Origin of the sequence: Pseudomonas sp. NPDC089758 (genome assembly GCF_044748705.1) — a bacterium.
GTDB classification, from domain to species: domain Bacteria; phylum Pseudomonadota; class Gammaproteobacteria; order Pseudomonadales; family Pseudomonadaceae; genus Aquipseudomonas; species Aquipseudomonas putida_X.
Genome location: NZ_JBIVGN010000018.1, coordinates 95159 through 117669, shown reverse-complemented (window position 1 = coordinate 117669; position 22511 = coordinate 95159). Strand labels below are relative to the sequence as shown.

22 protein-coding genes are annotated in these 22511 nt (G+C 63.8%); 13 read left to right on the top strand and 9 right to left on the bottom strand.

Annotated elements, in window-relative coordinates; all coding sequences use genetic code 11:
• Positions 1–920 (bottom strand): outer membrane protein assembly factor BamA (bamA, locus tag ACIPZH_RS21835; RefSeq protein ID WP_400637803.1); only part of this gene is annotated, 920 nt, incomplete at its 3' end.
• A gap of 212 nt (positions 921–1132) precedes the next feature.
• Here bamA and ACIPZH_RS21830 point away from each other — a divergent pair.
• Positions 1133–1825, top strand: coding sequence for a response regulator transcription factor (locus tag ACIPZH_RS21830; protein WP_267816288.1), 693 nt, complete (start codon positions 1133–1135; stop codon positions 1823–1825).
• Complete coding sequence (locus tag ACIPZH_RS21825; protein ID WP_400637801.1) at positions 1822–3081, top strand: ATP-binding protein; 1260 nt, start codon at positions 1822–1824, stop codon at positions 3079–3081. Before ACIPZH_RS21830 ends, ACIPZH_RS21825 begins: the two co-directional genes overlap by 4 nt.
• 34 nt (positions 3082–3115) lie before the next feature.
• On the opposite strand, the gene ACIPZH_RS21820 is transcribed toward ACIPZH_RS21825, so the two are convergent.
• Together ACIPZH_RS21820 and ACIPZH_RS21815 are read right to left on the bottom strand one after the other, a co-directional pair.
• Positions 3116–3817, bottom strand: coding sequence for a DUF3053 domain-containing protein (locus tag ACIPZH_RS21820; protein WP_241803596.1), 702 nt, complete (start codon positions 3815–3817; stop codon positions 3116–3118).
• Positions 3818–3944: 127 nt separating this feature from the next.
• Complete coding sequence (locus ACIPZH_RS21815) at positions 3945–4898, bottom strand: LysR family transcriptional regulator (RefSeq protein ID WP_241803595.1); 954 nt, start codon at positions 4896–4898, stop codon at positions 3945–3947.
• A gap of 147 nt (positions 4899–5045) precedes the next feature.
• On the opposite strand from ACIPZH_RS21815, the gene ACIPZH_RS21810 reads away from it, so the two are divergent.
• The 6 genes from ACIPZH_RS21810 (at position 5046) to ACIPZH_RS21785 (ending at position 10403) form a co-directional block, all read left to right on the top strand.
• On the top strand, positions 5046–5873 hold the full coding sequence (locus ACIPZH_RS21810; protein WP_400637800.1) for an amidohydrolase family protein: 828 nt from the start codon (positions 5046–5048) through the stop codon (positions 5871–5873).
• Positions 5874–5915: 42 nt separating this feature from the next.
• The gene (locus ACIPZH_RS21805) at positions 5916–7265 is read left to right on the top strand and encodes an MFS transporter (protein ID WP_400637799.1); all 1350 of its coding nucleotides are present in this window, start codon (positions 5916–5918) and stop codon (positions 7263–7265) included.
• Complete coding sequence (locus ACIPZH_RS21800; RefSeq protein ID WP_400628978.1) at positions 7262–8002, top strand: SDR family NAD(P)-dependent oxidoreductase; 741 nt, start codon at positions 7262–7264, stop codon at positions 8000–8002. Before ACIPZH_RS21805 ends, ACIPZH_RS21800 begins: the two co-directional genes overlap by 4 nt.
• Complete coding sequence (locus ACIPZH_RS21795) at positions 7999–8799, top strand: sugar phosphate isomerase/epimerase family protein (RefSeq protein ID WP_400637797.1); 801 nt, start codon at positions 7999–8001, stop codon at positions 8797–8799. Before ACIPZH_RS21800 ends, ACIPZH_RS21795 begins: the two co-directional genes overlap by 4 nt.
• Before the next feature lie 332 nt (positions 8800–9131).
• The gene (locus ACIPZH_RS21790) at positions 9132–9452 is read left to right on the top strand and encodes a hypothetical protein (RefSeq protein ID WP_012314688.1); all 321 of its coding nucleotides are present in this window, start codon (positions 9132–9134) and stop codon (positions 9450–9452) included.
• 135 nt (positions 9453–9587) lie between these two features.
• The gene (locus ACIPZH_RS21785; RefSeq protein ID WP_400637796.1) at positions 9588–10403 is read left to right on the top strand and encodes a substrate-binding periplasmic protein; all 816 of its coding nucleotides are present in this window, start codon (positions 9588–9590) and stop codon (positions 10401–10403) included.
• 48 nt (positions 10404–10451) lie between these two features.
• Here ACIPZH_RS21785 and ACIPZH_RS21780 read toward each other — a convergent pair whose 3' ends face one another.
• From ACIPZH_RS21780 to ACIPZH_RS21765, 4 genes are read right to left on the bottom strand one after another with little or no spacing between them, the layout of a single operon-like run.
• Complete coding sequence (locus ACIPZH_RS21780) at positions 10452–11465, bottom strand: XdhC family protein (RefSeq protein ID WP_400637794.1); 1014 nt, start codon at positions 11463–11465, stop codon at positions 10452–10454.
• A 13-nt stretch (positions 11466–11478) separates the two neighbouring features.
• The gene (locus ACIPZH_RS21775) at positions 11479–12825 is read right to left on the bottom strand and encodes a c-type cytochrome (protein ID WP_400637793.1); all 1347 of its coding nucleotides are present in this window, start codon (positions 12823–12825) and stop codon (positions 11479–11481) included.
• A gap of 18 nt (positions 12826–12843) precedes the next feature.
• The gene (locus tag ACIPZH_RS21770; RefSeq protein ID WP_400637791.1) at positions 12844–15093 is read right to left on the bottom strand and encodes a molybdopterin cofactor-binding domain-containing protein; all 2250 of its coding nucleotides are present in this window, start codon (positions 15091–15093) and stop codon (positions 12844–12846) included.
• Positions 15093–15548: a (2Fe-2S)-binding protein gene (locus ACIPZH_RS21765; protein ID WP_046786065.1), complete on the bottom strand. Its 456-nt coding sequence runs from the start codon at positions 15546–15548 to the stop codon at positions 15093–15095. The genes ACIPZH_RS21770 and ACIPZH_RS21765 overlap by 1 nt, the downstream gene beginning before the upstream one ends.
• 259 nt (positions 15549–15807) lie before the next feature.
• Between ACIPZH_RS21765 and ACIPZH_RS21760 the strand changes: the two genes are divergently transcribed.
• Entirely contained in the window at positions 15808–17994 is a 2187-nt protein-coding gene (locus tag ACIPZH_RS21760; protein ID WP_400637790.1) for an OsmC domain/YcaO domain-containing protein, read from the top strand.
• 39 nt (positions 17995–18033) lie between these two features.
• Here the strand turns inward: ACIPZH_RS21760 and ACIPZH_RS21755 are convergent, their stop codons facing one another.
• Positions 18034–18333, bottom strand: a complete 300-nt coding sequence (locus tag ACIPZH_RS21755; RefSeq protein ID WP_400637789.1) for a hypothetical protein — start codon at positions 18331–18333, stop codon at positions 18034–18036.
• Between the two features lie 176 nt (positions 18334–18509).
• Here ACIPZH_RS21755 and ACIPZH_RS21750 point away from each other — a divergent pair, with 176 nt between their 5' ends.
• The 4 genes from ACIPZH_RS21750 to ACIPZH_RS21735 all read left to right on the top strand — a co-directional run bounded on the left by ACIPZH_RS21750 (position 18510) and on the right by ACIPZH_RS21735 (position 21561).
• Entirely contained in the window at positions 18510–18938 is a 429-nt protein-coding gene (locus ACIPZH_RS21750) for a DUF2231 domain-containing protein (protein ID WP_400637788.1), read from the top strand.
• Complete coding sequence (locus ACIPZH_RS21745) at positions 18935–20227, top strand: PQQ-dependent sugar dehydrogenase (protein WP_400637787.1); 1293 nt, start codon at positions 18935–18937, stop codon at positions 20225–20227. Before ACIPZH_RS21750 ends, ACIPZH_RS21745 begins: the two co-directional genes overlap by 4 nt.
• Positions 20228–20302: 75 nt before the next feature.
• A complete protein-coding gene (locus ACIPZH_RS21740; protein ID WP_400637785.1) occupies positions 20303–20881 on the top strand; it encodes a hypothetical protein in 579 nt (192 codons plus the stop codon).
• Between the two features lie 161 nt (positions 20882–21042).
• Positions 21043–21561, top strand: a complete 519-nt coding sequence (locus tag ACIPZH_RS21735; RefSeq protein ID WP_400637784.1) for a DMT family transporter — start codon at positions 21043–21045, stop codon at positions 21559–21561.
• Here ACIPZH_RS21735 and ACIPZH_RS21730 read toward each other — a convergent pair whose 3' ends face one another.
• Positions 21562–22470, bottom strand: a complete 909-nt coding sequence (locus tag ACIPZH_RS21730) for a LysR family transcriptional regulator (RefSeq protein WP_400637782.1) — start codon at positions 22468–22470, stop codon at positions 21562–21564.
• Positions 22471–22511 lie beyond the last annotated feature (41 nt).

The following is a 22511-nucleotide window of genomic DNA, read 5'->3' as shown; positions in this document are numbered from 1 at the left end:
ATCAGCTCGGACGTGGTGGTCATCACCTTGCGCGAGAACACCTGGCCTGGCTGCACCAGCAGCAGCGACTTGACCTGGTCTTCCGGCACCTTCAGGTCACCCGACAGCTTCACGTCACGAACGGTGTACTTCTCGCCTTCGTTGACGTTGACGGTGATATAGACGTGCTTCTTGTCCGGGGTGATCGACACCTGGGTGGAAGCGATGTCCATGTTGATGTAGCCGCGGTCCAGGTAGTAGGAACGCAGGCGCTCCAGGTCACCGGACAGCTTTTCGCGGGCGTACTTGTCGTCGTTCTTGAAGAACGACAGCCAGTTGGTGGTCTTGAGCTCGAACAGCTGCGACAGCTCTTCATCGTCGAACACGGTGTTGCCAACGACGTTGATGTGCTGGATGGCAGCGACGGTGCCTTCGTTGATCTTGATCTTCAGGGCAACCCGGTTGCGCGGCTGCGGTACCACCTCGGCGTCGACCTCGGCCGAGTAGCGGCCCTGGGCCACGTACTGGCGCTGCAGCTCGTTACGCACGCCTTCGAGGGTGGCACGCTGGAAAATCTCGCCTTCGGCCAGGCCCGACTGTTTCAGGCCCTTCATCAGGTCTTCGGTGCTGATCGCCTTGTTGCCTTCGATCTCGATGCTCGACACCGACGGGCGCTCGACCACGTTGATGATCAGGACATCGCCGTCGCGGTTCAGCTGAATGTCCTGGAAGAAGCCGGTCTTGAACAGCGACCGGGTCGACTCCACCAGGCGCCGGTCATCGGCCTGATCGCCCACGTTCAGGGGCAAGGCACCGAAAACGCTGCCGGCGGATACCCGCTGCAGGCCGTTGACCCTGATGTCGGCGATCCTGAACGGCGCCGCCTGGGCCATGCAGGCTTGTAGCAGCAGGATGGGGAGCAACAGACGCGGGTAGTTCATCGGGGGTTCCAGACGGGCGTGAGGGAGGCTGAGCAGGCTCGGCGAAGGCGCGCGGCGGCTGCCAGGCAAGCGGGCGATGAGGATAAGGGCGGGCTGTGTTTGGCGCGGTTAACCCAAGGTAAAGATGTGTAAAGTTCGCCGTGCTTGCGGTGACAGCCTGGCGCGGCAGGGCGATCATGCGCGCTTTGCAGCCCTGCTTAAGCGTACCCCCCATGATTCCTGTGCTTTTGGTCGATGACGACCGTGAACTCACCGAAATGCTTGCCCTTTACCTGGCCCGCGAAGGCTTTGAGGCAACCGCCGTGGCAAATGGCGAAGAGGGCGAGGCTCACGCATTGAGCGGGGCTTTTCGCATCGTGGTGCTGGACGTGATGCTGCCGGGCATCTCAGGGATCGAAGTATTGCGGCGTATTCGGGCTCGCAGCCAGGTCCCGGTGCTGTTGCTCACCGCCCGTGGTGACAACATCGACCGCATTGCCGGCCTGGAGCTGGGCGCCGATGACTATGTGCCCAAGCCCAGCTCGCCGGGCGAACTGGTGGCGCGCCTGCGTGCGATCCTGCGCCGGGTGCAACCGCACGCGTGGGCTGAAAGCCAGGCTGGCGAAGTCCTCGGCACAGGGGCGCTGACTTTATGGCCAGGGCGCCGCAAGGCCCAGTGGGCGGCGGCACCTCTGGACCTGACCGGGACTGAATTCAGCCTGCTCGAAGCGTTGGCTCGCCAGGCGGGCCGACTGGTGAGCAAGCAAGAGCTGTCGCTCAACGCCCTGGGCCGGCCGCTGACCCGTTACGATCGCCGCATCGATGTGCACATCAGCAGCATCCGACAGAAACTCGGGCCACGCGCCGACGGCAGCAGCTGGATTCAGAGCGTACGGGGCATGGGCTACATGCTGATCATCGAATGATGCGCCGGCGCCTGTTCTGGAAGCTGTTCCTGGCCTTCTGGCTGGCCAACTGCCTGACGTTCCTGGTGGGCGCGGGGGCCTTCATGCTCGACGACCTGCGTGGCGACACCCCGGCGCTGCGTTCGCTGCTGGTTACCGAGCTGAACATGTTGCACAGATACGGAGAGCAGGCTGGCCGCCAGCTGTTGCGGGTTTCGCCCCAGCCTGAAGGTGTTCAGGTGGGGCTGTATGACGGCACCGGCCACTTGCTGGCAGGCAGGCCTGTACCCGAGGCCCGCTTCGAGCGGGCGCTGCTCGACCAGGGCGGTCGGGCGTTGGTGTTGCGTGCATCGGTGGCGACCCGCCTGGACGAACTACCACGCCCGCGCAGCATGGGCCCGCTGCTCACCGGGACCTTGATGAGCGCACTGTTCGCCTTGCTCTGCAGCCTTTACCTGACCAAGCCTTTGGCGTGGCTGCGCGAGGCCATGGAGCAGGTCGCCCAGGGCCGGTTCGAGGTGCGCGTCAAGCCACGCCTGGGCAAGCGCCGCGACGAGATCGTCGACCTTGCCGAAGGCTGCGACCGCATGGCCAGCCAGCTCAAGGCGCTGGTCGAGGCTCAGCAGCAACTGCTGCATGATATTTCTCATGAACTGCGCTCGCCACTGACCCGCATGCACGCGGCCATCGGCTTGGTACGCCAGCAGCCGGAGCGTGCTGAGATGCTGGAACGCATCGAGCGCGAATCCCGGCGCATGGATGACCTGATCGAGCAACTGCTGACCCTGGCACGTGTCCAGTCACAGCCGGGCGATGGCAATAGCCAAGCGTTGGATGTGGTCGAGTTGCTGGCGCAGATCGTCGAGGATGCCCGTTTCGAGGCCAGCATGAAGCAGTGCCAGGTGTCGCTGAGCGCGGATGCAGCATGGTTGACCTGCGGGCATGAGGAACTGCTGTATCGCGCCTTCGAGAACGTGGTGCGCAATGCCGTACGCTACACAGCGCCTGGGACTGAAGTGCGGGTGCTGGCGCTGCTGGCCGATGGCGGCGACCAGCTGGAAGTGGCCATCATCGACCAGGGCCCGGGCGTGGCCCCGGCGCGCCTGCAGAGCATCTTCGAGCCGTTCGACCGGGGTATGGACAGCGGCAGCGATGGCTTCGGCCTGGGTTTGGCGATCGCCCGTCGGGCAATCGCGCTGCATCAGGGCTCGATCAGCGCCCAAGCGGGCGAGGGAGGGGGGTTGCGGGTGAATATCCAGCTGCCGAAGCGGGTGTGAGCGAACCCCCACCCGCCGCCTGATTCGCAGCCGACTAGCGCCCGAGCATGACCGTTTGCAGCCTTGCCTGCGCCTGCTGCACGGTCTTGGCCTGGTTGTTCAGGTCCGCCAGCAAGGCATTCAACTCAGCCTGAACGGTTGGGTCGGACACTTTCACGATGGCCCCGTTGATTTCTATCTTTTCCTTGTGCGCATCCACGTAGTCGGCCACCTTCAGGCTGCTGTCCAGGGTGCCGTTGATTTGCGGCAGCACGTCCAGGAAGGTGTCGGCCGGGACGCTGACGGTGCGCGCATAGGCCTTGTCGTACACCACCTTGAGGTCTTCCGGCTGCTTGAGCTGGGCATGGGCGGTGTCCGCCTTGGCCTTTTGCTCTTGCAGCTGGTTGCCCATGTCGTTCAGGCCGGTCTGCACGGCCTTGATGTCGTCACGGCGGGCAGTGACATCATTGAGCGAGCGAACCGCGCCTTTTTGCAGCAGGTTGCCCAAAGGCTGTACTGCGGCATCCATCGCGCCGTTGAACTGGGTGATGACGGCGTAGTGATCGCTGTAGGGGCCAAATGCCTTGGACTCGTCTGCGCTCAGCTTGGGCACATGCACGCCTGGCTTGTCGACGATACGGGTCTGCAGGAATTCGCTGAAGGCGGCCCGTTGCTTGGGTTCGCTGTCGCCACAGGCGGCGAGTACCAGGGGCAGGGCGAGGGCGAGCAGCCAGCGGGGCTTGAATGGGACGTTCATGTCGGTGAATCTCCTGAGTGCATGGGTAGGCCTGCGCACCGGCAAGCGCTGCGCGGCGGTGCAAGGGTAGCGTTTCTCAGCCTGCGGATCCAATCCGGCATTCACGGCCTCTCCAGGGCCACCCGCTTTACCTGTCGGGCAACTCGAACCCAGGGATCTGCCGCCCCAGCTTGCGCGCCTGGCCATGCAGCACGCGCATCAGGTGCAGGGCGGCCTGTGACGGCGGTTCAAAACGCGAATGGACGAAGCTGATATCGAAGTGAATCTCGTCGGCCAAGGGCACCACGGCCAGGCCGCTGTCCTGTGCCACGAATTCATCGATCACGCTGATACCCATGCCTTGCTTGACCAGCGCCACGGCCTCGTTGGCATTGGTGAACGACAACAGCGAGTCCAGGTGCAGGCCACGGCGCGCTATTTCCTCGGCCAGCAACTTGCCGAACGGCATGTCCGGGCGGAACAGCAGCAGCGCATGGCCTTCCAGCTGCTGCAAGCTCAGGCTTGGCTGCTGTGCCAGGGGGTGATCGACGGGCATTACAGCGACCATGCGCCCACGCATGAATGCCTGTGAATGCAGGTGGTCGTGCACCACCGGCAGGGCGGCGATAGAGAGGTCGACCTTCTTCGACAGGATCTGGTTGGGCATCTCGCCCATCAGCGAGGTCTGCCATTCGATCTGCAGTGCAGGCGCCTCACGCTTGAGCTGGGCCAGGGCGGTGGGGATTACCACCGTCGACAACGAGGCGCTGCAGGAGATCCGCAGCTTGCGATGGGCGCCGGTGGCCAGCGCCAGCGCGCATTCATTGACTTGCAGTGCTGCCTGATACACCCGCTCGACCTCACGGAACAGGATCTGCGCCTCGGCGGTGGGCACCAGGCGGTTGTTGATGCGCTCGAACAGGCGGTAGGCCAGGCGCCCTTCGATGTAGCCGATGAGCTTGCTCACCGCCGGCTGCGAGACATACAGCATCTTCGCGGCAGCGCTGATCGAGCCGGTCAGCATGACCGCCCGAAACACCTCCATGTGCCGCAGTTTGAATACCAGTGCACTGGCTTCGCTGCCTTCTTTGCCGGGAAGCATGAGTATTACCTTAGGTTATGGTCTTCGCCATCTGTGTATGAGCGCCTCGGCGACGCCCGCAGTATCGTGGGCCCAGGCTAATCGCCCGTGGTGGCGAACAATAACAAGATCTGCAGGCAAGCGCAGTGGCGCTTGAAGGAGCCGCCTTTGAACATCTTTGATGAACCGAAGATCGATTGCCATAACCATTTGTTTGACCCTGCACGCTTCGCCTATCACCCCGATGCGCCGTACGCACCGTCCGGCCAGGAGATCGCGCCGCTGGAGCAGTTCAACCAGGTGATGGAGGCCTATGGCGTGCGCCATGCCTTGTTGGTAGGGCCCAACAGTGGCTACCACACTGACAACCGCTGCCTGCTGCATGCCTTGGCGAGCGCTCAGGGCCGTTTCAAGGGCATAGCGGTGGTCGAGCGCCACATCAGCCTCGAGCAGCTGGCCGCACTGCGTGAGCAGGGCGTGGTCGGTGTGGCGTTCAACCCGGCAATGTATGGCGTGCAGAGCCTGAACGACGCCGGACCGTTGTTCGGCAAGCTTGCCGAACTTGGCCTGTTCGCCCAGATCCAGGTGTGCGACGACCAGCTCGTCGAACTGCTCGGCCTGATCCAGGGCAGTGCGGTGCGGGTATTGATCGACCATTGCGGGCGGCCGGATGCGGCCGGCGGTATCCGACAGGCCGGCTTTCAGGCATTGCTCCGGCTGGCTCGACAGGGCCGGGCCTGCGTGAAGCTTTCGGGCATGCAGAAATTCGCCAGCGCTGCTGCCCTGCATGAGCAAAGCAGCGTGTACGTACACGAGTTGATCAACGCCTTTGGCCCGCATGCCTGTGTGTGGGGGTCGGACTGGCCGTTCATCCGCCAGCACACCCGGGTGGATTACGGCCCCTTGCTGAAGTTGGCCGAGCGCTTGATGCCAGACCCGCACCTGCGGCGCACCATCATGTGGGAGACCCCAAGGCGCCTGTTCGGGTTTGCCTGACGCCTGCACCTTTGCCATTCCAAGAACAAGAGAGCAATTGCCATGAATGCTGACAAGCCTATCGGCGCCAAGGTGTTCGACACCCCCGCGCGCCAGCAGCAACGTACCCGAACCCGCTTCATGATCCTGGCGCTGATCTCTGGCGGCACCATGATCAACTACCTGGACCGCAGCGTGATGGGCATCGCCGCGCCGAGCATCAGTGCCGATCTGGGCCTTAACGCGGCGATGATGGGGGTGATCTTCTCAGCGTTCTCCTGGACCTACGCGGCGGCGCAGATCCCTGGCGGCATACTGATCGACCGGCTGGGCACCAAGCTCACCTACTGGCTGGCACTGACGCTGTGGTCGCTGTTCACCGGCCTGCAGGGCCTGGCCCAAGGGTTTCTGTGCTTGCTGGGCATGCGCTTTCTGGTCGGTGTGACAGAAGCACCGTGCTTCCCTACCAACAGCCGCGTGGTGGCGACCTGGTTCCCGCAAAGCGGGCGGGCCAGGGCGACCGGTATCTATACCTTTGCCGAGTACACCGGCCTTGCGTTCCTTACACCCTTGCTGTTTTGGGTGTTGCACGCCTATGGCTGGCGCTTTCTGCTGATGGCGGTCGGGTTACTGGGCGTGCTCTACGGGTTGGTCTGGTGGCGTAAATACCACGAGCCGCACCAGTCGACCACGGCCAACCAGGCCGAGCTCGATCATATCGCTGCCGGCGGTGGGGTGGTCGATGGTGGCCAGAAAGCCACTGTCTTTGCGTGGTCGCAGATCCCGGCGCTGCTCAAGCACCGCAACATGCTCGGTATCTGCCTGGGGCAGTTCGCCTGCAACTCGACCAATGTGTTCTTCCTGACCTGGTTCCCGACCTATCTGGTCACTGAACGGCACATGCCTTGGCTTAAAGTCGGTTGGGTAGCGGTGCTGCCGTTCATCGCCGCTTCGCTGGGCACCCTGGTCGGCGGCTGGCTCTCCGATGCCTTGCTGCGCCGGGGCTACTCGCTGAATGTGGCACGCAAGCTGCCGGTCATCGCCGGCCTGCTGACCGCCTCGGTGATTGTCCTGGCCAACTATGTCGACTCGGACGTGCTGGTCATCGCCATCCTGTGTATCGCCTATTTCGCCCAGGGCATGTCCGCCCTGGCCTGGATGATCGTTTCCGACATCGCGCCCAAGGGCTTGCTGGGCCTCAGTGGTGGGCTGTTCAACCTGTTCGCCAACGCCGCCGGCATCGTTACCCCGCTGACCATCGGCCTGATCGTGACGGCCACCGGGTCCTTCGTCTGGGCCTTGGTCTTCGTCTCCTCGATCACCGCCCTTGGCGCGCTGTGTTACCTGTTCATGGTGCGTGACCTGCGTCGCCTGCCGGATATTCCCTGTGTTGAAAAAGGAGCTGAACAATGAGCCAACCCCTGCAAGGGCAAACTGCGATCGTGACCGGTGGCATGCGTGGCATCGGCCTGGCCATCGCCCAACGGCTGCACTGCGCCGGTGCCCAGGTGGTGATCTGGGACCTCGAGGTGGATGGCTGGGACAGTGTCGGCAACGGTTTCGAGCCAGTGCTGCGCCAGGCCGTGGATGTCGCCTCACTGGCCACGGTCGAGGCGGCATTCGCTGAGGTGCTGGCGCGCGTGGGGCCGGTCGAAATCCTGATCAACAACGCTGGCATCAACGGGCCGGTGGTACCGTCCTGGGAGTACCCGCCGCAGGCCTGGGACAAGGTCATCGCCATCGACCTGAACGGCGTCTTCTACTGCTGCCGAACGGCCATCCCGCATATGCGCGAGCGCGGTTATGGGCGGATCGTCAACGTGGCATCGATGGCGGGCAAGGATGGCGTGCAGTACATCAGCGGCTACTCGGCTGCCAAGGCCGGGGTCATCGCCTTCACCAAGGCCGCAGCCAAGGAACTGGCGCAGGAGGGTGTGTCGCTCAACTGCATCGCCCCGGCGATGGTCGAAACGCCGCTGATGGCTGAGATGACGCAGGAGCATATCGCGGCGAGCAAGGCCAAGATACCGATGGGGCGTTTTCTCAAGGCTGAGGAAATTGCCAACATGGTGGCCTGGATCGCCGGGCCGGAATGCAGCTTCACCACAGGCTTCGTGTTCGACCTCAGTGGTGGGAGGGCGACCTATTGAGGCCCCTTGCGGTTGCCCACCTCACCGCGCTGGACCTTGCGCCGCAGGCGTTGGTGCGTGAGGCCGGCAGCGCCGGTTTCAACGCCGTGGGCTTGCGGCTGCACCCGGTGATGCCGGGGGCGCAGGCTTACCCGCTAGCGGTGGGCGGGCAGGCGTTGCGAGAGGTGAAGGCCGTGATGGCAGGTGAGGGTGTAAGCGTTGCCGACATCGAGTTCGTCTCGCTGACGCCGCAACTGCAGGTTGGCGATTGTTCAGCCTTGCTGGCCGCAGGTGCTGAACTGGGCGCCACCAGCCTTACGGTATCCGGGGATGACGAAGACCGAGTGCGGCTTGCGCACAACTTCGCGGCGCTGTGTGAAATGGCCAAGGCGTATGGCTTGCGTGTGGATCTGGAGTTCATGCGCTGGAGGCCGGTGGCCACCCTGCAGCAGGCGTTGGCTGTGGTGCACATGGCTGGGCAGGACAACAGCGCGGTACTGGTGGATGCGCTGCATCTGTTCCGTTCGGGCGGGGAGGTAGCGGCACTTGCCGACGTCGAGCCGCGCTACCTGCGGGCGGTGCAACTGTGCGATGCGCCGCTCACGGCGCCCGCTGAGGCACTGATTATCCAGGAGGCGCGTGAAGGGCGGTTGTTGCCGGGGCAGGGGCAGTTGCCACTGGCAGCACTGTTGGTCGCGTTGCCGGTGGATGTGCACGTGAGCGTGGAAACGCCTTCGATGATGCTTGGCGGTGAAAACCGCTTGCAGCAGGTGCATGCAGCGACGCACGGTTGGTTGAGCAGTGCTGGCCTGCAGTGAGGCCTGTTGAAGGCTTGCATTCGGTTCTTCACCGGTTGCAGGGAGGCCGGTGGTGGGTAGCTAGCGCTGCGGGTGCAAGCCATAGGCTGTTGCCACCCACCCGGAGGCCCGGACCTCGCCGACTGTATTTCGGGCAGGGGTTGGAAAGGGGCCGGCAGTCGCCCCCGACGGCGACAACCAACCGGACGGCGCACACCGCTAGGGCGATGGCCCTCACCTATGGTATACAACCCTTGACACCACACCACCATCACCTGGCGCCTGGAAGCGTTCTGGGTTGGTCGGTGACTTTCCTGCAACTGCTCCTTTTATAGAGAAACGGAGATTCGAAGATGACCGCCACCGACCGTCTGAGCCTGCTTCAGTATGAGCACCTGGGCCTGGACGATGTAGCCGCCGCTGAATTCAAGGTCGCTCTGGGTGAACTGCGCAAGTTGGCACTGGGTGACCGCTACGAACACCACGCCGCGCTCCATCTGGGCGATATCGCCGAAGCCGAAAACCGTCAGCAACTGGACCAGACGAAAAACTGGGGCATAGGCTTCCTGCAGGGGCTGACCTGCGCGCAGACGCTCACCGAAGAGCAAGTCAGGGCACTGCGCGGCGTGTTCCAGGCGGCGGCCAAGCGGTCTTTGGCGCGCATGCCCGGATAAATTTCTGGCAGCCAGCTGATTCTCGTCCAGAATCTTTAAAGCATGCGGGCAGCAGTACAGCAGACGTGCGCAGGATGTGGCAGCCTTTCGCGACCACGGCTGGCCGCCTAAGGCCCCAAGCACCGAGGGTTGTAGATGGTCGAGCGGTGGTCCGGTCGGTCTTTGCTGCTTTGGCTTTTCTTTTTTCTGCTGCCTCAGGCCTGGGCAGCGGAGGATGCGTGTCGGCAACTGACCGCCACCGGCAATCCGGAATACCCCCCTTACCTGTGGCGCGACCCGACCAACCCCCAACGACTGATCGGGGCCAACGCCGACCTGCTTGATCACCTGGGCCGGGCGCTCGGGCTGGAAATGCAGGTGGTCTACGGTGGGCCCTGGTCGCGGGCCCAGGAAGAGGTGCGCAAAGGCCGTATCGATTTGATGGCCGGTTACTTCCTGACCCAGGCGCGTCAGCAGGAGGTAGACTTCATCAGCCCGCCATTCCTGCATACCCCAAGCGTTGTCTGGGTGCGCCAGGACGCGGCCTTCGCTTACCGGGGCTGGTCAGACTTGAAGGGGCGCAAGGGCGGCACCCTGGTCAGCAACAGTCATGGCCAGGCGTTCGATGACTATGCCAGGGCCAACCTCACCCTCGAAGCGGTTCCCAGCGCCAGGCAGGCGTTCGAGAAGCTGCTGCACAAGCGTAACGACTACCTGATCTATGAGCAGTACCCCGGTATGGCGATGGCGCGGACGCTGGGTATGGAGACGCAGCTGAAGGTGCTCGACCCGCCGGTTTCCAGTGAGGGTTTGTACCTGGCGCTGTCCCAGGCCTCGCCGTGCAACCAGCCCAGGCTGCGTGAGCGTCTGGCGCAGAAAATGAAGGAAATCGTCGCTGGCCCGCTGCCTGGGCAGCTACTGGCGAAGAACCTCGAGCGTTGGAAACAGCAGCAAGCGGGCGGGCCGCACTGAGGCGGCATGCGCGCGGCGGCGGTGTTCAGTGATGGGCGCACGTTGATGTCATGCACTGGCTTCCCGGGCCCGCTTGGCCGTGGTCACATTGGCCGCGCTGGGCAAGGCCACGCCGTTCTTGATGGCCAGAACCTCGGCCATGACGCTGACCGCGATCTCTGCAGGGGTCTTGCTGCCGATATAGATGCCGATTGGGCCATGCAGGCGTTTGAGTGAGGCCTGGGTCTGGCCAAAATGCTCGACCAGGCGTTCGCGGCGCAGCTGGCTGTTACGCCGCGAGCCGATCACACCGATGTAGAAGGCTGGGCTGTGCAAGGCTTCGAGCAGGGCCAGGTCGTCCAGCTTGGGGTCATGGCTAAGGCCAATGATGCAACTGCGCAGGTCCGGGGCAAAGGCCCTGACCATGTCGTCCGGCATGCCCACCAGCCTCTCCACGCCCGCGACATTCCAGCCATCCATGTATTCACGGCGAGGGTCACAGACGGTCACCTTGAAGCCATTGAACAGCGCCATGGTCGCCAGGTATTCGGCCAGTGCCCCGGCACCGATCAACAGCATGCGGTAGCCGGGGCCCAGGGTATTGACCATCCGCTGGCCATCGAAGCTGAACTGCTCTGGCGCATGCGTGGCGGTCAGGGTTGTGTCACCGGTGCCAAGGTCCAGCTCGCGACGGACCAGGTTGCCAGCGTCCAGCTGCGCCAGAAGCTGCTCAAGGCAGGGCAACGAAGGGTTGAATTCGAGTATCAGCTCCAGGGTCCCGCCGCAGGGCAGGCCAAAGCGATGGGCCTCGTCGGCACTGACGCCGTAACGCACCACGCGCGGCAGCCCTTGCGGCATGCCCTCGCCGTTGTAGGCGGTGGTGTAGCGGTGCACCAGGTCATCCTCGATGCAGCCACCGGAGACGCTGCCAATGACCCTGCCATCGCCACGCAGGGCCATCATCGAACCCACCGGCCTGGGCGATGAGCCCCAGGTACGGGCGACGGTTGCCAGCAGCACCCGTTCGCCTGCCTTGAGCCAGTCACAGGTGGTGCGCAGGACCAGCAGGTCGATGCTTTCCATTGACGGTTATTCCTCAGCGCATGTGCAAGATGATCGGGCTGCTGCTCGCCGGGTCGGTATCCCCACGCAGCTTGCTGACGGCCTGCGCGTCGACCGCACCGCCGTGGTTGCCCCAGGTACCGCGGACGAAGCTCAGTACATCGGCGATCTCCTGGTCCGACAATTGCTCGCGGAACGCCGGCATGCGGTAGGCATCCGGCAGCCCTGCGGCGACGATGCGTTGCGAGCCATTGAGGGTGATGTTGATCGCCGACGCATCTTCCTTCGCCAGCGACGAGGTAGCCCCCGCCAGCGGCGGCATCCATTCTGCCTGGCCCTTGCCGTCCAAGCCGTGGCAGGTGGCGCAGCGGGTCACGTAGGTGTGGGCGCCCGGGCTGTTCAGGCGTTCGCCGGCAGACACCGCCTGGTATTGCCACGGCGCGCCGTCACGTTGTGGGTCGCCCGGCAACGATTTGAGGTAGCGGGCGATCGCTGCCAGGTCGTCATCGCTCATGAACTGGGTGGAATTGTTGAACGCTTCGGTCATCGAGCCATAGACCACCGCATGCTGATTGCGCCCGTGTTTGAGGAACTGCACGATCTGCGCCTCGCTCCAGCGGCCCAGGCCAGTGTTGTGGTCGTTACGCAGGCTGGGTGCGTACCAGCCATCGAGCAGCGCACCGGCCAGGAACGGCTTGCCCTCTTCATCCAGGGCTTTTTCGTTGAAGGCCAGGCCCCGCGGGGTATGGCAACTGCCACAGTGGCCGGGCCCCTGAACGATATAGGCACCTCGGTTCCACACCGCGTCCTGCGTCGGTTTGACCGCGTAAGGTTGGTCTGCTGCGAACACTCCGTTCCACAGCGCGATCGGCCAGCGCATGTTCAACGGCCACGGGATATCGCTGGGGATGTTCGCCTGTTGTGCCGGCTGCACACCTTTCATGAAGAAGGCATACAGGGCCCGCACATCATCATCGCTGAGCTTGGCATACGAGGGGTAGGGCATGGCCGGGTACAGCCGCCGGCCCCCCGGCGCGACGCCGTGACGCACGGCGCGGTCGAAGTCGGCAAGGCTGTAATTGCCGATGCCCGTCGCGGGGTCGGGCGTCACGTTGGTGGCGTGTATCGCCCCCAGTGGTGTGGCCATTTCCAGCCCACCGGCAAACGGCTTGCCGTCGGGCAGGCTGTGGCAGGCGACGCAGTCGCTGAGCCTGGCCACGTACTCACCACGGCTGACCAGCGCCGGGTCGAAGCTGGCATTCTGTTCGGTGACGAAGGGCGAAGCGGGCTCACGGGTGACATACCAGGCCAGCAGGCCGGCGGCGACCAGGCACGGCAGCGCCAGCCAGCCTGCGGTTCTTGCGAATCGACTGTGGGTCATGGGGCGTTCCTTGTCCGGTCAGCTGAAGGTATGGCGGCTCATGGGCAGGCTGCGGATGCGCTGCCCGGTAAGCTGCGCCACCGCGTTGGCCACTGCTGGCGCCACCGCAGGCAACGGCGGCTCGCCAATGCCCCCCATCTTCGCGCCGCTTTCGACAATGCGCACATGCACCCGGGCCATGCGCGAGGCAGGCAGGATCGGATACAGGTCGTAGTTGCGCGCACGCGGCTTGCCATCGATGAACACTGCTTCCTCGACCAGCGTCTGCGACAGGCCGAGTGCCACGGCGCCGTTGACCTGGGCTTCGATGATCGCCGGGTTGACGATGCTGCCAGGGTCGATCGCCTGCCAGATATCGTGGACCTTGACCTGGCCATCTTCGATCGACACTTCAGCGATCACGGCAGCTTCCGAGCCGAACGGCGAGGCCATGGCCACGCCTCGTGCCCGCTTGCTGCCGTCTTCAGCGGTGAACGGCCCGCGCTTCCAGCCACCGGACAATTCACCCACCGCTTGCAGCAGGTTGGTCAGGCGAGGGTTGTCGCGCAGCAGGTGCAGGCGCAACTCGAAGGGGTCCTTGCCGCCCTTGTCGGCCAGTTCGTCCAGGAAGGACTCATAGAAGAAGTCGTTCAGCGAGTTGCCCACCGAGCGCCAGTAACCCAGCATGGCCGGGCCCTTGACGTAGATCTGTGCGATACGCTTGTTGGCGATGGCGTAGGATTTGCCCGACAGCCCTTCGAGCGCCGTTGGGTCGATCTTCTCGCCTTGCTTGCCTGCCAGGGCCTCGGTCGGGCCCTCTGTGGCACTCACCGCTTCGATGGCCACTGGCAAGCCATCGGCATCCAGTCCTGCGCGGAACTTGACCACCGCCACCGGTCGCAGCACATCGCGCAGGAATTCTTCCTCGCGGCTCCAGATCAGCTTGACCGGGCGGCCGACGGCCTTGGCCAGCAAGATGGCCTGCGGGTACGGGTTGGCCGAGTCATACAGGAAGTGGCGACCGAAGAACCCACCCAGAAGCGGGGAGTGCAAGGTGATCTTTGCAGGGTCCAGGCCGGTGCGTTTGGCGATGTCGTCACGGAACATGTCCGGCGCCTGGTTGGGTAGCCAGACCTCCAGTGAACCATCGGGGTTGTAGCGCGCCAGTGCGGACGGCGGCTCCAACTGGGCGTGGTTGAGGTACTGATTGTGGTAGGTGGCCTCGACCTTGGTCTTGGCGTTGCCGAGTGCCGCGGCCAGATCGCCCTCGCTTTCGTCGTCGCGGGCCGGGCCTGTCTGGGCGGCCAGGTGCTCGCGCCAGGCATCGCTGGAAAAGTCGGCGGGCATGGCGCGTACCTTGCTGTCGGCGCCGGGTTCCTGCCAGTCCACCTGGACCGCTTCGACCGCACGCTTGGCGTGCCACCAGCGTTCGGCCACCACGGCAACGGCGCCTGGCAACTGATGCACCGAGTGCACGCCTTTCATGGCCTTGACCTGCTCTTCGTTGCGCAGGCGGCCCACGGTCATGCCCAGGCGCGGGGCATGCTGCACAGCGGCGTGGAGCATCCCCTCGAGCTTGATGTCGATGGTGTAAAGCGCTTTGCCGGTGGATTTGTCGTAGGCATCGACGCGCGCCACCGGCTTGCCGATCCAGCGGAACTGGCTGGGGTCGCGCAGCGTGATGCCGGCCGGGTCCGGTACCGGCAGGTCCATGGCCCGTTCAGCCAGCTCGCCATAGCCCAGCGCACGGCCCGAGGCGGCGTGCAGCACTTTGCCAGGCTCGGTGGACAGCTCGCTCACCGGTACGCCCCATTGTTCGGCTGCGGCCTGCAGCAGCATGGCCCGGGCGAGGGCGCCGAGGCGGCGCATGGTCGGGTAGCTCATGCGCACCGACATGCTGCCGCCGGTGATCCGCATGCCGTTTTCCATCACGACGTAGGCTTCGCCCGGCGGGGCACTGTCGACCACGAATGTGGCAGGGTCCGCGTCCAGTTCTTCGCCGACGATCTGCGCCATGGCGGTATAGGTGCCTTGGCCGCCTTCGATGAACGGGCAGAGCAGGCGTACCGTGCCGTCCTGGCGGATTTCCAGGAATGCAGGTACCTGGGTGCCGCGCTCCTGGGCGGCGGCCGTCGCCGCCTGGACCCGGCTGGTGCCCAGCGGCAGCCCGAAGCCCAGGACCAGCGCGCCTACGGCGGTACTGGCGAGAAAACGCCGACGCGACAAGTTGACCGTTGCCCCCGGCGGTAGGTCGAGCAGCGCTTCAGGGGTATCGACAGGCGTATTCATCAGGCCTTCTCCCCTTGGGCAAGTTCGTGCACGGCGGCATGGATGGCGTTGTACGTGCCGCAGCGGCACAGGTTGACCATCGCCGCGTCGATTTGCGCATCGCTCGGTTGCGGGGTGTGCTTGAGCAGCGCGGTGGCCGCCATCACTTGCCCGGACTGGCAGTAACCGCATTGGGCCACCTGGTGCTCGACCCATGCCGCCACTACGCGCTTGCCCACCGCATCGGCCTCGATGGCTTCGATGGTGGTCACTTCACGCCCGACCACGCCGGCCACCGGCGTGACACAGGCGCGTACCACATTGCCGTCCACCAGCACCGAGCAGGCGCCGCACTGTGCCAGGCCGCAGCCATACTTGGTGCCGGTCAGGCCGAGGTCGTCGCGGATCACCCACAGCAACGGCGTGTCGGCGTCAGCCTCGACCTGGTAGGTCTTCTGGTTGATTCGAAGTTCCATGGCTCACCTGCTGATCATCGGTTGTCATTGTGTTGTCGTGCAGGGAATACGTTGCTCCCCAATCCGCAAACGCTAGCACAGCGGTGTGTGCGGCGGCCTGCCGTTTACCGAAGGTTCAGAGAATCAGGCAAGCAATCCGTTGAAATGCGCAATCGTGTGCGGTCGCGGTCAGGTGCGCAGACAAACAGGACTTCCAGCCGAAAAAACCGGATAATGCCGGCCAATTTCGTTTTGCACGTTCAAATCACGGTGTTCCCGCATGGAAATCAAGGTCAACTTTCTCGACAACCTTCGTCTTGAAGCCAAATTCGACGACTTCACGGTGATCGCCGACCAGCCGATTCGCTACAAAGGCGATGGCTCGGCCCCGGGGCCGTTCGACTATTTCCTTGCCTCATCGGCCCTGTGCGCCGCCTATTTCGTCAAGCTGTACTGCCAGACCCGGGACATCCCTACCGAAAACATCCGCCTGTCGCAGAACAACATCGTCGACCCTGAGAACCGCTACAACCAGATCTTCAAGATCCAGGTCGAGTTGCCGGAAGACATCTCCGAGAAGGACCGCCAGGGCATTCTGCGTTCCATCGACCGCTGCACGGTCAAGAAAGTGGTGCAGACCGGCCCTGAGTTCATCATCGAGCAGGTCGACAACCTCGATGCCGACGCCCAGGGCCTGCTCATGCCGGTCGCCGACACCACCACCTACATCGCCGGCAAAGACCTGCCGCTGGAGCAGACCATCGCCAACATGTCGGGCCTGCTCGCCGGGCTGGGCATGAAGATCGAGATCGCCTCCTGGCGCAACATCGTGCCCAACGTGTGGTCGCTGCACGTGCGCGATGCGCAGTCGCCGATGTGCTTCACCAACGGCAAGGGCTCGACCAAAGAGGCCGCCCTGGCCTCGGCGCTGGGTGAATTCATCGAGCGTTTGAACTGCAACTTCTTCTATAACGACCAGTTCTGGGGCGAGGACATCGCCAACGCGCCGTTCGTGCATTATCCCAACGAGCAGTGGTTCAAACCCGGCCCCAAGGACGCGCTGCCAGGTGAGATCCTCGACCCATACTGCCTGCAGATCTACAACCCGGACGGCGAGCTGCGTGGTTCGCACCTGTATGACACCAACTCGGGTAATACCGAGCGTGGCATCTGTTCGCTGCCGTTCGTGCGCCAGTCCGACGGCCAGGTGGTGTACTTTCCGTCCAACCTGATCGAGAACCTGTTCCTCAGCAACGGCATGAGCGCCGGCAACACCCTGGCCGAAGCCCAGGTGCAGTGCCTGTCTGAGATCTTCGAGCGGGCGGTGAAGCGTGAAATCCTCGAGGGCGAGCTGTGCCTGCCGGATGTGCCGCAGGCGGTGCTGGCCAAGTACCCAGGGATCGTCGCGGGCATCCAGGGGCTTGAGGAGCAGGGCTTCCCAGTGTTGGTCAAGGACGCGTCGCTGGGCGGTGAATTCCCGGTCATGTGCGTGACCTTGATGAACCCGCGTACCGGTGGCGTGTTCGCCTCGTTCGGTGCCCATCCAAGCCTGGAAGTGGCGTTGGAGCGCAGCCTTACCGAGCTGCTGCAGGGCCGCAGTTTCGAGGGGCTCAACGACTTGCCGCAGCCGACCTTCGAAAGCCACGCGCTGACCGAGCCGAACAACTTCGTCGAGCACTTCATCGACTCCAGTGGCGTGGTGTCGTGGCGCTTCTTCAGCGCCAAGGCCGATTTCGAGTTCGTCGAGTGGGACTTCTCCGGCCAGGGTGAAGATTCCAATGCCCAGGAAGCCGCGACCCTGTTCGGCATTCTGGAGGGCATGGGCAAAGAGGTGTACATGGCGGTGTACGACAACCTCGGCGCCAACGCCTGCCGCATCCTGGTACCGGGTTACTCGGAGATCTACCCGGTCGAGGACCTGATCTGGGACAACACCAACCGTGCCCTGGGCTTCCGTGCCGACATTCTCAACCTGCATAGCCTGCACAACCGGGCGCTGCGCGCGCTGCTCAAGCGCCTGGACAACTGTGATGTGGACGACTACACCACCATCACCACGCTGATCGGGGTCGAGTTCGATGACAACACGGTGTGGGGGCAGTTGACCATCCTTGAGTTGAAGCTGCTGATCTGCCTGGCGTTGAAGCGTTTCGAGGACGCCAAGGAGCTGGTCGAGGCGTTCCTGCAGTTCAACGACAACACTGTCGAGCGCGGTTTGTTCTACCAGGCACTGAATGTGGTGCTGGAAGTGGTGCTCGATGACGAGCTGGAAATGGAGGATTACGAGGCCAACTTCCGCCGGATGTTCGGCAACCCGCGCATGGATGCCGTGCTGGGGTCGGTGGACGGTAGCGTGCGCTTCCATGGTTTGACCCCCACCAGCATGAAGCTGGAAGGGCTGGACCGCCATCTGCGCCTGATCGAGAGCTACAAGAAACTGCATGCCGCCCGGGCCAAGGCGGTGTGACAAGGCTCTAGGCGCTCGACCTGCCGCTTTGCGCCTGTGCTAGTTCTTGCACTTGGCCATGACCACCTGGCAGGTCTTGGGCGTTCCGCCGGACCGGCCGGCGTAGCGGATGCAATTGTTCATCGACTTGTGTCGGGCCATGCTCAAGGTATCGCCCCACGCCAGGCCGCCTTCTCCCAGGGTGGGCACGGCCTTGGCGAAACAGTTCGAGCCCAAGGGCGCTATCTGGTAGCGAGCCTGGCTCTGTTTGTTCGAACATCCGCCCGCCAGCGTAAGGCTCAGGCCAAGCAGGGCATGTGCGGCCCACAACGCATACGGTCGTGCTGTATCAGCGCTCATGCCATTTGCCTCCTGTGGTAAGGGGTGAAATCTTTCAGGATGTTTCTATCAAGCCAAGCGGTGAACTAACCGGACGTCAAGGTGATCCTTTGCTAAGCGCACCCCGCGCACGCCTGACGGACCGAGCACTCGCGCCTGTCCGCCAGCCCTGGTCACTGACTGAGTAAGGAGGCGCCGTGACCGCTACCGAGCAAACCCTCTACCGCTGCACGCCCAGCCCGTTGCATGCAATCCTGCTGGCCGGCACGGTGCCGCTGTTTCTTGGCGCATTGCTGAGTGACATAGCCTATTTCAAGAGCTACCAGATCCAGTGGAGTAACTTCGCCTCCTGGTTGATTGCCGGCGGCCTGCTGTTCTGTGGCCTGACGTTGCTGTTCGCGCTGGCCAACCTGGTGCGCGCCGAGCGCAAGGGCGGGCGGACGACACTGTACTTTCTGCTGTTGCTGGTGACTTGGGTACTGGGCCTGATCAATGCGTTCGAGCACGCCAAGGATGCCTGGGCAGTGATGCCTGGGGGCCTGGTGTTGTCTCTGATCGTCACCGTGCTGGCCTGCGTGGCGGCCTGGCTGGGCATGAGCAACCTGCGTTCGGGAGGTGCGGCATGAAACCTTTGCATGCATTGCCTGTTTTGAGTGTAGCGCTGCTGTTGAGCGCCTGCGGTGGGGACGGCGAGGCGACCCAGGCCCTGGGCCCCGACCCGAAACTGCCGGCCCCCGAGCGTGGCCTGCTGCCGAACATGAAGATCGCCGAGCCGGCACACTGGGGCGAGCAGAAGCCGACCGTGCCTGAGGGTTACAGCATCACCGCCATCGCCACTGACCTGAAAATCCCGCGCCAGAGCCTGGTATTGCCCAACGGTGACATCCTGGTGGCTGAGGGCCGCGGCGGCAGTGCAGCCAAGCTCAAGCCCAAGGACGTCATCGCCAGCCAGATCAAGGCCAAGGGCAATACGCAGGTCAAGGGTGGCAACCGCCTGACACTGCTGCGGGACGCCGACGGCGATGGCACCTACGAGGTGCAGACGGTGTTTGCCGAAAACCTCAACGCGCCGTATGGCCTGGCGTTTGCTGATGGCAAGCTGTACGTGGCCAACCAGGACGCTCTGGTGCGTTTCGACTACCAGGACGGCCAGACCAAGGCCGCCAACCCGCCGACCAAGGTCACCGACCTGCCGGCCGAGATCAATCACCACTGGACCAAGGCGCTGACCATCAGCCCCGATGGCCGTTATCTGTACGTGGGTATCGGGTCGAACAGCAATATCACCGAGCGGGGCATGGAAGCGGAGATCGACCGCGCCATGGTCTGGCAGGTCGACGCAGCCACCGGCGCCCACAAACCCTACGCCACCGGCTTGCGCAACCCAACGGCGCTGGCCATCCAGCCTGGCAGCGGGCAGCTGTGGACCGTGGTCAACGAGCGCGATGAACTCGGCCCGGACCTGGTGCCGGACTATCTCACCTCGGTGCGTGAGGGTGGCTTCTATGGCTGGCCCTATAGCTACTGGGGGCAGAATGTCGATGAGCGGGTCAAACCGCAGAATCCGGACAAGGTGGCCGCCGCGATCAAGCCCGATTACAGCCTCGGTTCGCATGTGGCCGCGCTGGGCGTGGACTTTTCCATACCGGCCATGGGCAAGCGCTTTGCCGACGGGGTGTTCGTGGGCGAGCACGGCAGTTGGAACCGGCCAAACCCTGTGGGCTACAAGGTGATTTTCGTCCCATTCAGCAATGGCAAGCCTGCCGGCGAACCGATCGACTTCGCCACCGGCTTCCGGGCCGAGGATGGTAAGACCCGCGGCCGGCCGGTCGGGGTGACGGTCGATCCACGGGGTGCGCTGATCATCGCGGACGACCTGGCCAATACCGTCTGGCGGGTCACGCGCAATCGGTAAGTCCAGCTATGGTGTAGGAGCGGCGCGTGAAGCGTTCACGCGCCAATCTTGTGTCGATTACAAGGAAGCAGGCCTATGAATGCTCTTTGCACACTCGCTCGCGCCGTTGCGCTTGCCACGCTCGTGGGTACCGCCAGTTTAACGGTGCAGGCTGCCGATATACCGATCGCCAGTGAAGCACTGGAAAGCCATGTGACCACACAGGTCACGGCCATAGACCAGGCCAACCGGCAGGTTACCGTCAAAGGCCCGCACGACAAGGACGTGACGTTCCAGCTCAGCGAAAACGCCAAGGCGCTGCCCAACCTCAAAGTCGGTGACCAGGTCGATATCTATGTGACCCGTGCAGTGGCCTATGTGCTGAACACTGAGGTGGGCGGGGCGCCCAAAGCCAGCGATGAGTCGGGAACCATCCGCGCCACCATGGCCAACCCCAACCCGGGCGGTGAGGCATTCCGCCAGGTGCGGGTAACGTCGCAGATCAAGAAGATCGACCTCAAGACCCATGAGGTGAGCCTGCTACCGCCGCAAGGCAAGTTGCAGGTGGTCAAGGTCGAGGACCCTGAACTGCAGGCACGCATGAAAAACCTCAAGGTCGACCAGACGGTCGATGCGATCTACACCGAAGTACTTCGGGTCGAGACATCCCGCTGACCTATCGCCGGCCCAGTCAGGGCGAGCCTAGCACCGGGCCGGCATCATTGATCAGTATCCATCATCCATGTGGCGAATAACCTGAGTGCAGGATTTCGATTTCCATAACGCCGGTCGATTTGCAGATGATGTACCAACCCTGTCTTCAGAAGAGTACATCCATGCCTAACAAGGCCCTGCTTATCGCTTTCCTTCCCTTGCTGTTGGCGCTGCTCGCCGGGGTCGTGCTGCCCTACCAGGCCGCCAGCAACGCTGCCGTCGGCCGTGCGCTCGGGCACTGGCTTTGGGGCGCCTTCACGTCATTGACGGTCAGTTCGGTGGTGGTCATCGCGGCCTTGCTGATCCTGCGGGTACCGCTGCCCGACCTGGGCAAGGCAGTGCAAGGCCCATGGTGGCTGTGGATCGGCGGCGTGCTTGGCGCCCTGTACGTCGCCGCTGCCGCCGCCTTGACCCCCAAGCTCGGCGCCGCAGGCTTTCTGGTGCTGGTGGTGGCCGGGCAGATCCTCACGTCGGTGATTGTCGACCATTTCGGCCTGATGGGCGTTGCCAGCAAACCGGTGAGCCTGCCTAGGCTTGCGGGGGTGGTGCTGATCCTCGTTGGGGTGTTCCTGGTGCAGAGCACCTGGGCCGCCAGCCCTGTGTCTGCCACAGCGGCCAGCGTCAAACAGCCCGAAGGATGATCAGCGGCCGGGCTGGCAACAAGCCCAGACGGTCTCCCGCAGCCAGCGATGCCCCGGATCGCTGTCTTTTCGAGTGTGCCAGGCCTGTTGATAGGCCAGGTTCGGGATTGGCAAGGGGGGTGCGAACTGGCGCAGGGCCTTGTGTGGCCGCATCGGGCCCACTGCGCGCTTGGCCACGGTGAGGATCAGGTCAGTGCCGGCGAGCACGTCGACGGCGGCGCTCCAGTGCGGCAGCGCCAAGGCGATGCGCCGGCGCAGGCCCCGTTCACCCAGTGCGCGCTCGATCTCGTCGTGGGCGTCCGGGCGCATGGCCATGAGCACGTGCGGCCGTGCCAGCCAGTCCTCCAGCGCAAGGCCGCCTTTGCCCGGCAATACCTGACGGTCGGCAATGCTGACGAAGCTGTCCTCGAACAGTGTTTGCGCGGTAATGCCTTGAGGCAGTTCGGGGAAGATGCCCAAGGCGAGGTCGAGTTCGCCATCGAGCAACTGCGCCATCATCGCCTCGCGGCTGGCCTGGCTGATGGCCAGGTCCACGCCCGGTGCCCCCTGACGCAGGTGGCGGACCAAGGGCGGCAGGATGAGCCGTGAGGCGTAATCGGACAACGACAGGCGGAACCTGCGCTGGGCCTGAGCGGGGTCGAAGCGAGGTGTGGCCAGCAGGCTGTTGAGGCTGCCCAGCGCGTCCTGCAAAGGTTTGATGAGGGACTGGGCGCGTGCGGTCAGGGCCATGTGACCGTTCTGGCGGATCAGCAGTGGGTCGTCGAAATGCGCGCGCAGTTGTGCCAGTGCATGGCTGACTGCCGGTTGGCTACGGTGCAGGCGGATGGCAGCGCGCGTCACATGTTTTTCGCTGAGCAGCGCATGCAGGGCCAGCAGCAGGTTAAGGTCGATCTTGCGCAGTTCATCCATGGTGCGAATGGCCAGTGGGGTATTTGGGGGCTTCGTATCAG

Excerpts from the sequence above, each read along its gene's own strand:
- ACIPZH_RS21830 (WP_267816288.1), top strand. The coding sequence starts at position 1,133 with ATGATTCCTGTGCTTTTGGTCGATGACGACCGTGAACTCACCGAAATG.
- ACIPZH_RS21825 (WP_400637801.1), top strand. The coding sequence starts at position 1,822 with ATGATGCGCCGGCGCCTGTTCTGGAAGCTGTTCCTGGCCTTCTGGCTG.
- ACIPZH_RS21820 (WP_241803596.1), bottom strand. The coding sequence starts at position 3,817 with ATGAACGTCCCATTCAAGCCCCGCTGGCTGCTCGCCCTCGCCCTGCCC.
- ACIPZH_RS21815 (WP_241803595.1), bottom strand. The coding sequence starts at position 4,898 with ATGCTTCCCGGCAAAGAAGGCAGCGAAGCCAGTGCACTGGTATTCAAA.
- ACIPZH_RS21805 (WP_400637799.1), top strand. The coding sequence starts at position 5,916 with ATGAATGCTGACAAGCCTATCGGCGCCAAGGTGTTCGACACCCCCGCG.
- ACIPZH_RS21800 (WP_400628978.1), top strand. The coding sequence starts at position 7,262 with ATGAGCCAACCCCTGCAAGGGCAAACTGCGATCGTGACCGGTGGCATG.
- ACIPZH_RS21790 (WP_012314688.1), top strand. The coding sequence starts at position 9,132 with ATGACCGCCACCGACCGTCTGAGCCTGCTTCAGTATGAGCACCTGGGC.
- ACIPZH_RS21785 (WP_400637796.1), top strand. The coding sequence starts at position 9,588 with ATGGTCGAGCGGTGGTCCGGTCGGTCTTTGCTGCTTTGGCTTTTCTTT.
- ACIPZH_RS21780 (WP_400637794.1), bottom strand. The coding sequence starts at position 11,465 with ATGGAAAGCATCGACCTGCTGGTCCTGCGCACCACCTGTGACTGGCTC.
- ACIPZH_RS21775 (WP_400637793.1), bottom strand. The coding sequence starts at position 12,825 with ATGACCCACAGTCGATTCGCAAGAACCGCAGGCTGGCTGGCGCTGCCG.
- ACIPZH_RS21770 (WP_400637791.1), bottom strand. The coding sequence starts at position 15,093 with ATGAATACGCCTGTCGATACCCCTGAAGCGCTGCTCGACCTACCGCCG.
- ACIPZH_RS21765 (WP_046786065.1), bottom strand. The coding sequence starts at position 15,548 with ATGGAACTTCGAATCAACCAGAAGACCTACCAGGTCGAGGCTGACGCC.
- ACIPZH_RS21760 (WP_400637790.1), top strand. The coding sequence starts at position 15,808 with ATGGAAATCAAGGTCAACTTTCTCGACAACCTTCGTCTTGAAGCCAAA.
- ACIPZH_RS21755 (WP_400637789.1), bottom strand. The coding sequence starts at position 18,333 with ATGAGCGCTGATACAGCACGACCGTATGCGTTGTGGGCCGCACATGCC.
- ACIPZH_RS21745 (WP_400637787.1), top strand. The coding sequence starts at position 18,935 with ATGAAACCTTTGCATGCATTGCCTGTTTTGAGTGTAGCGCTGCTGTTG.
- ACIPZH_RS21740 (WP_400637785.1), top strand. The coding sequence starts at position 20,303 with ATGAATGCTCTTTGCACACTCGCTCGCGCCGTTGCGCTTGCCACGCTC.
- ACIPZH_RS21735 (WP_400637784.1), top strand. The coding sequence starts at position 21,043 with ATGCCTAACAAGGCCCTGCTTATCGCTTTCCTTCCCTTGCTGTTGGCG.
- ACIPZH_RS21730 (WP_400637782.1), bottom strand. The coding sequence starts at position 22,470 with ATGGATGAACTGCGCAAGATCGACCTTAACCTGCTGCTGGCCCTGCAT.